This is a genomic window from Dokdonia sp. Dokd-P16 (assembly GCF_003095655.1).
GTDB lineage: Bacteria > Bacteroidota > Bacteroidia > Flavobacteriales > Flavobacteriaceae > Dokdonia.
Genome location: NZ_CP029151.1, coordinates 195732 through 202500, shown reverse-complemented (window position 1 = coordinate 202500; position 6769 = coordinate 195732). Strand labels below are relative to the sequence as shown.

The following is a 6769-nucleotide window of genomic DNA, read 5'->3' as shown; positions in this document are numbered from 1 at the left end:
GTGCTGTTACCAATAATAAAAGAGTTCCTCCCATAAGCTTGACACCTTTGGCTAGCTTTTCTTTATTTGTGTGCATGATATTCATGTATTGCTTTACGTACACTGCCGTAGGTTAATAATAAAGTGTTTGCTTCTTTTTCAGGTATATCAAGAGAGGTCATAATCATATTAGTTCCTCGTTGTACTAGCTTCTCATTACTGAGTTGCATATCTACCATTTTATTTCCCTTAATATGTCCAAGCTTAATCATTGTAGCTGTAGATATCATATTGAGAACTAACTTCTGAGCTGTTCCTGCTTTCATACGTGAGCTTCCCGTAACAAATTCTGGACCCACGATTGGAACTATTGGATATACAGCTGTTAATGCAAGTGGACTTCCTTCATTACAAGTAATGCACCCGGTGGTGATGTTTCTTGCGTTACATTTCTCTAGAGCACTAATAACGTACGGTGTTGTTCCTGATGCAGCAATACCAATTACGACATCGTTATCTGAAATATTATGGGAGCTAAGATCTTCCCAACCTTGAGTACTACTATCCTCTGCAAATTCTACAGCATTTCTTATTGCATCATCACCACCTGCGATTATCCCAATAACTGTTTCGGGAGATACACCAAAAGTAGGAGGGCACTCACTTGCATCTACAACACCTAAGCGACCGCTAGTTCCTGCCCCCATATAGAATAGTCTTCCGCCTTTTTTTAATTTTAACACAATCACATCCACTAATTTTTCAATATGTGGAATAATCTTCTCAACTGCGTTTGGAACTGTTTTGTCCTCTTGATTAATATTTGAGAGAAGCTCTGTGGTAGTCATCTTTTCGAGATGATCGTAGTGGGAATCTTGTTCTGTTGTTCTTGTAAATGTCACTGTTTGTTTTTTTGGCTTATGTAAAGGTACAGTGTTTCTTTTTATTTGCTGTCCACGTGTAGTTAATTGTGTTACCTTCCTATTGGATAGTAGATTGAGAATTGTTGAGTCATTTTTTCGCGTAAGCATAATTTATATCTAATAAAATTTAACTCGTATCCATTGTATGAGTATCTTTCAAATGTTAACTTTGTGTAACGTAGTAAATGCAGACATGTTATGAGTAGTCTTTCTAAAGTTGTGGATTCTCTTGAGTATAGAGTCGCTACTTTGTTGAAAAAATACGAAGATGTGAAGCAAAAGCGGATAGACCTGGAAACAGAACTTACCGCAATGCAACAAGAAAACAAACAACTGAGAGACGCCATTGTGGCGAGTGAACAGAAGGTGAAGACTCTTAAAACGGCAAATGCATTACTAGGCAGTAACGATTACAAAAGGGAAACCAAATTGAAGATAAACGCACTAGTACGTGAGATTGATACATGTATTGCGTCACTGGCTGAATAATTATGGCAGACAAACTTAAAATTAAATTGTCTATTGCAGATCGCGTATACCCGCTTACTATTGATCCAGCTCAAGAGGAGGGATTACGTAAAGCGACTAAGGAGATCGAGGCGATGGTGAAGCAATTTGAGGAGAGTTATGCCGTAAGAGATAAGCAAGATGTACTTGCCATGTGTGCATTGCAATTTGCCTCAAAGGTTACCCAAAAAACTATAAATGAAGACTCTCTTAGTGATGAGACAGCAGCTAGGCTACAAAAACTTGCTGCGCTTCTCGATGAGAGCTTAACATAGACGTTCTTTACATACAACAGCATATTACTGCCTGCATTGGATATTTTTTTGATAAACTCAACAGTTATTTATTATAAAGAGTGACTCTAAGTTGTAAAAGCATGCCGTTACTAGACTTGTCTAGGTAGACGGAACCTTGATCAGCTTTCTAGCTCTAATCCTTACTATTAGGAGTTTATACAAAATGCACTTCTAATGCAGGCTTTTTTATATCTCATCGTGAGATGTTAAGGTTGTAAAACCTTATAAATCAACCATTAGTACTGCCCTTTGCGGCATTTAAAATATTCACTAAAATTATGGAACATAATGCACTCTTGTTCATCGTAGGTGTGATTGCACTAGCTTTAGGCTTTCTTATAGCAAAAATGCTAGAACGTAATAACGCATCGCAGATTATCAAACGCGCTAAGAAAAGTGCCCAAGGCATTTTAAGAGAAGCAACTTCTGATGGAGAGTCTCTTAAAAAAGATAAAATATTACAAGCAAAAGAAAAATTTATTGAGCTTAAAGCTGAGCATGAGAAGGTAATATTATCTCGTGATAAGAAAATGAATGATGCAGAGAAACGCGCTAGAGACAAAGAATCTCAAGTAAGTGGAGAGCTTTCGCGAAATAAAAAATTAAATCAATCACTAGAGGATAAGATTAAAGATTATGATAAGCGTTTAGAATACGTTGATAAGAAAAAGGCTGAAGCAGAGAAGATGCATGAGAGTACTGTGCAACAACTTGAAGTTATTTCTGGACTTTCTGCTGAAGAAGCAAAAAGTCAACTTGTAACTACGCTTAAAGATCAAGCCAAGGCTGATGCAATGAAGCATGTTCAAACTTCCATAGAAGAGGCAAAAATGACGGCAGAGCAGGAAGCTAAGAAGATTATCATAAATACGATACAACGTATTGGGACAGAAGAAGCGGTAGAAAATTGTGTATCTGTCTTTAATCTAGAAAGTGACGACGTAAAAGGTAGAATCATAGGTCGTGAAGGACGTAACATACGCGCTATAGAAGCTGCAACGGGTGTTGAGATTATAGTAGATGATACTCCTGAGGCAATCATACTTTCATGTTTTGATAGTGTGCGTCGTGAGGTAGCTCGTCTATCTCTTCACAAGCTTGTAACAGACGGTCGTATTCACCCAGCACGTATAGAAGAAGTTGTTCAAAAGACGACAAAACAGATAGAACAAGAAATTGTTGAAGTAGGTAAGCGTACGGTGATTGACTTAGGAATACACGGTTTACACCCAGAGCTTATTAAAGCTGTTGGACGTATGAAGTATCGTTCTTCTTACGGACAGAATTTACTACAACACAGTAGAGAAGTAGCAAAGCTTTGCAGCGTGATGGCTGCAGAACTTGGTGTAAATGCCAAGCTTGCTCGTAGAGCTGGACTTTTACATGATATAGGTAAAGTGCCAGATACTGATACAGAAACTCCACACGCAATCTTAGGAATGCAGTGGGCAGAAAAATATGGAGAAAAACCAGACGTTTGCAACGCAATAGGAGCTCACCACGATGAGATAGAAATGACTAGTTTATTATCACCTATCGTTCAAGTTTGTGATGCTATAAGTGGAGCGCGTCCAGGAGCTCGCCGTCAGGTACTAGATTCATACATACAGCGTCTTAAAGATCTTGAGGAAATTGCTTTTGGTTTTCAAGGTGTTAAAAAAGCATATGCAATTCAAGCCGGACGTGAGTTACGTGTAATTGTAGAGAGCGAAAAAGTAAATGATGATAAAGCATCTAATTTATCTTTCGAAATTTCTCAAAAGATTCAAACAGACATGACCTATCCAGGTCAAGTAAAAGTTACGGTAATACGCGAGACAAGAGCGGTAAATATTGCAAAGTAATTTTAAAACTTTATTATAATTTGAAAAAGCCTGTACATATTTGTACAGGCTTTTTTATTGGGTTTAATTGTAATTGCTTCATTTTAAACAATTCATAATGAGCATTATCTTTTTTAAGATATTAATATTCAAAGCTTACTTTTAGAACTAATTATTTAAAAAGCGGTGCTTTTTTATAATTAGTGCTGAAAGTTTAAGGCTAACTCAAATAAGTTGCTACCTTTGAGTCATCTTATGAACAGCATAATTGTATATATCTTAAAAGCCCTAACAGCACTTCTTGCTGCAAGGCCTGCTATGCAATTAATTCCTGTTCCTGTACGACGCTTTCGCCGCCGCCCGTAAGGGTAGCTCAATAATGAGGGATGGTAGGTGAGTCCTATCCCGTTTTCCACAAAAGGAACCGTCACATTTTCAATATACATTTTAACTTAAATCATCGCTATGCAAATTGTTGTAGCCACGATTTCGCACACACCATATGCTCAGATTATCTGTGATACCATCGCAGAGTCATCTAAAGTACGTGGTACAGGAATCGCTCGTAGAACTCCAGAATATGTTATCTCAAAGATGGAAGCAGGTAATGCTGTCATTGCTTTAGAAGGAGACGTTTTTGCTGGCTTCTGTTATATAGAAGCCTGGGGGCACGAAAAATTTATAGCCAACTCTGGTCTTATTGTACACCCAGACTTCAGGGGACAGGGACTTGCCAAAAAAATTAAAGGGGAGATATTTACGCTTTCGCGAAAGCGTTATCCAGATGCAAAAATCTTCGGTATCACTACGGGTCTTGCCGTGATGAAGATTAATAGCGATCTGGGGTATAAACCCGTCACGTTTTCTGAACTCACAACAGATGAGAGCTTCTGGAAAGGTTGCCAGACGTGCAAGAACTTTGATGTGCTCACACGTACAGAGCAAAAGATGTGCTTATGTACAGGGATGCTCTATGACCCATCAAAAGAATCAAAACCTACAGAAAAAAATACTGTAAAGGCACCTGTTTTTAACAGGCTAAAACAAATAAAGGAAAAGCTATTCCTTAAAAAAAATAAGTAATGAAAAAATTAATCTTAGCATACTCAGGAGGACTCGATACAAGCTATTGTGTAAAATATTTTACTGCAGAAATGGGATATGAAGTACACGCTGTAAGTGTAAATACAGGTGGATTTACAGATCAAGAAATCGCCAATAATAAAGAGAAAGCCCTTGCACTAGGAGCTACATCATATACAAATATAGATGCCGTAGCTACGTTTTATGATACGGTGGTAAAGTATCTAATTTTTGGTAATGTACTTAAGAACAACAGTTACCCACTTTCTGTAAGTGCAGAGCGCATCGTGCAAGCTATCGAAATTGCAAATTTTGCCAAAGAACAAAATGCAGATGCCATTGCTCATGGTAGTACTGGTGCAGGTAACGATCAGGTGCGTTTTGATATGACGTTCCAGACTATTGTGCCAGAGTTAGAAATAATAACGCCGATTAGAGATCAAACGCTTTCGCGAAAGCAGGAAATCGATTACTTACAGAGTCACGGTATCTCGTGGTCTTGGGAGAAGGCACAGTATTCTATAAATCAAGGTCTGTGGGGTACAAGTGTAGGAGGTGCTCAAACCCTAACCTCACATCAAACACTTCCTGAAGATGCATATCCTAGTCAGCTGGAGGTTAGTGATTCACATACCATCAAGCTAGGTTTTACAAACGGAGAACCTACTTCGTTAAATGGAAAGCAAGGTTCATCAGTGGAGATTATAGAGCAACTAGAAGACATCGCAAGTAAGTATGCCATAGGTCGCGGGGTGCACGTAGGGGATACCATCATAGGTATAAAAGGAAGAGTAGGTTTTGAAGCTGCAGCCCCTATAATTATACTCGGAGCGCATCGTACACTTGAGAAGCACACGCTTTCAAAATGGCAATTGCAACATAAAGAAAATATCGCTTTGTGGTATGGTACTCATTTACACGAGGGGTTATACTTAGAGCCTGTAATGAGAGACTTTGAAGCTTTTTTACAAAGCAGCCAGAATACAGTCACGGGAGAGGTCGAGTTGATATTACATCCATATAGATTTGAGGTAGTAGGTATCACATCAGATTATGATCTTATGCAATCTAAGGTCGCGAGTTACGGAGAAGAAAACCAAGGCTGGACTGCCGCCGAAGCTAAAGGATTTATAAAAATATTAGGCAATCAGTCTAGAATCATAGCAAACCAGAACAAATGAAAAAAATAGGAATCATAGGTGGTGCAGGTTATACTGCTGGGGAGCTCATTAGACTGCTTATTCATCACCCAGAAGTGCAGATAGATTTTATATACAGCACAAGTAATGCTGGTAATGCAGTAGGGATTGTTCATCAAGATCTTGCTCACGTAGACCTTAGTTTTACAAGTAAAGTAAATAGTGAGGTAGATGTAGTCTTCTTATGTTTGGGTCATGGTAATTCTGGCGAATTCTTGAGAAATCATACTTTTTCTGATGCTACAAGAGTCATAGATCTCAGTAATGAGTTTAGACTTAAAAATGATATCTTTTTTCAAGATAGAGTTTTTGTATATGGACTTCCAGAAATCAATAAAGAGGAAATAAAAAGCGCGCAGAATATTGCAAACCCAGGCTGCTTTGCCACTGCTATTCAGCTGGCATTATTACCGCTGGCGAGTGCTTGTTTGCTCAGTCAAGATGTACATATTAATGCCGTAACAGGCGCTACGGGAGCGGGAGTAAAACCTAGTGCTACTACGCATTTTGGGTGGAGAGATAATAACTTCTCACACTATAAGGCTTTTAACCATCAGCATCTTGGGGAGATAGGAGAGTCTATTGTGCAGCTGCAAAAAGGTTTTAACAGCGAACTTCATTTTATTCCGCAGCGTGGTAATTTTTCTAGAGGAATTTTTGCAACTGCCTACACATTTTATGAGAGTACGATTGAAGAGGCATATGCGCTTTATGAGGATTTTTATAAGGACTCCGCTTTCGCGAAAGCGGTAAAAGCACCTTTACATCTCAAACAAGTGGTAAATACAAACTACTGCTTTATACACTTAGAAAAACACGGCAATAAATTATTGATCACCAGTGTGATTGATAACCTCTTAAAAGGTGCGAGTGGTCAAGCTGTAGAAAATATGAATCTAATGTTTGGGTGGGCTCAAGATACTGGGCTCCAACTCAAGGCAAGTTATTTCTAATAGTTA

General features: G+C 38.5%; 8 protein-coding genes and 1 other RNA gene (1 of these 9 running past the window's edge). 7 read left to right on the top strand and 2 right to left on the bottom strand.

Translation table 11 applies throughout. The features are described 5' to 3' along the window. A protein-coding gene (locus DCS32_RS00895) for a DUF6095 family protein (protein ID WP_317047380.1) crosses the window boundary here: on the bottom strand, nt 1–76 show its 5' portion. Its footprint begins 146 nt before the window's first position; only the first 76 of its 222 coding nucleotides appear in the window; its start codon is at nt 74–76; its stop codon lies beyond the left edge, outside the window. Next, nucleotides 63–881: an N-acetylmuramic acid 6-phosphate etherase gene (gene murQ, locus DCS32_RS00890; protein WP_108879212.1), complete on the bottom strand. Its 819-nt coding sequence runs from the start codon at nt 879–881 to the stop codon at nt 63–65. Before murQ ends, DCS32_RS00895 begins: the two co-directional genes overlap by 14 nt. 291 nt (nt 882–1172) lie before the next feature. On the opposite strand from murQ, the gene DCS32_RS00885 reads away from it, so the two are divergent. The 7 genes from DCS32_RS00885 (at nt 1173) to argC (ending at nt 6763) form a co-directional block, all read left to right on the top strand. Further along, the gene (locus DCS32_RS00885; RefSeq protein WP_237699366.1) at nt 1173–1391 is read left to right on the top strand and encodes a hypothetical protein; all 219 of its coding nucleotides are present in this window, start codon (nt 1173–1175) and stop codon (nt 1389–1391) included. Nucleotides 1392–1393: 2 nt separating this feature from the next. Further along, nucleotides 1394–1684, top strand: a complete 291-nt coding sequence (locus tag DCS32_RS00880; RefSeq protein ID WP_108876586.1) for a cell division protein ZapA — start codon at nt 1394–1396, stop codon at nt 1682–1684. 55 nt (nt 1685–1739) lie between these two features. Next, nucleotides 1740–1861: non-coding RNA, 6S RNA (ssrS, locus tag DCS32_RS00875), on the top strand. Nucleotides 1862–1983: 122 nt separating this feature from the next. Then, nucleotides 1984–3549, top strand: coding sequence for a ribonuclease Y (rny, locus tag DCS32_RS00870; RefSeq protein ID WP_108876585.1), 1566 nt, complete (start codon nt 1984–1986; stop codon nt 3547–3549). A gap of 444 nt (nt 3550–3993) precedes the next feature. After that, the gene (locus DCS32_RS00865; protein ID WP_108876584.1) at nt 3994–4611 is read left to right on the top strand and encodes a GNAT family N-acetyltransferase; all 618 of its coding nucleotides are present in this window, start codon (nt 3994–3996) and stop codon (nt 4609–4611) included. Next, entirely contained in the window at nt 4611–5792 is a 1182-nt protein-coding gene (gene argG / locus DCS32_RS00860) for an argininosuccinate synthase (protein WP_108876583.1), read from the top strand. Before DCS32_RS00865 ends, argG begins: the two co-directional genes overlap by 1 nt. Next, nucleotides 5789–6763: an N-acetyl-gamma-glutamyl-phosphate reductase gene (gene argC, locus DCS32_RS00855; protein ID WP_108876582.1), complete on the top strand. Its 975-nt coding sequence runs from the start codon at nt 5789–5791 to the stop codon at nt 6761–6763. Before argG ends, argC begins: the two co-directional genes overlap by 4 nt. The last annotated feature ends 6 nt before the right edge of the window (nt 6764–6769 follow it).

What these genes read in the sequence shown, in the direction of transcription:
- DCS32_RS00880 (WP_108876586.1), top strand. Translation starts at nt 1,394, where the DNA reads ATGGCAGACAAACTTAAAATTAAATTGTCTATTGCAGATCGCGTATAC.
- rny (WP_108876585.1), top strand. Translation starts at nt 1,984, where the DNA reads ATGGAACATAATGCACTCTTGTTCATCGTAGGTGTGATTGCACTAGCT.
- DCS32_RS00865 (WP_108876584.1), top strand. Translation starts at nt 3,994, where the DNA reads ATGCAAATTGTTGTAGCCACGATTTCGCACACACCATATGCTCAGATT.
- argG (WP_108876583.1), top strand. Translation starts at nt 4,611, where the DNA reads ATGAAAAAATTAATCTTAGCATACTCAGGAGGACTCGATACAAGCTAT.
- argC (WP_108876582.1), top strand. Translation starts at nt 5,789, where the DNA reads ATGAAAAAAATAGGAATCATAGGTGGTGCAGGTTATACTGCTGGGGAG.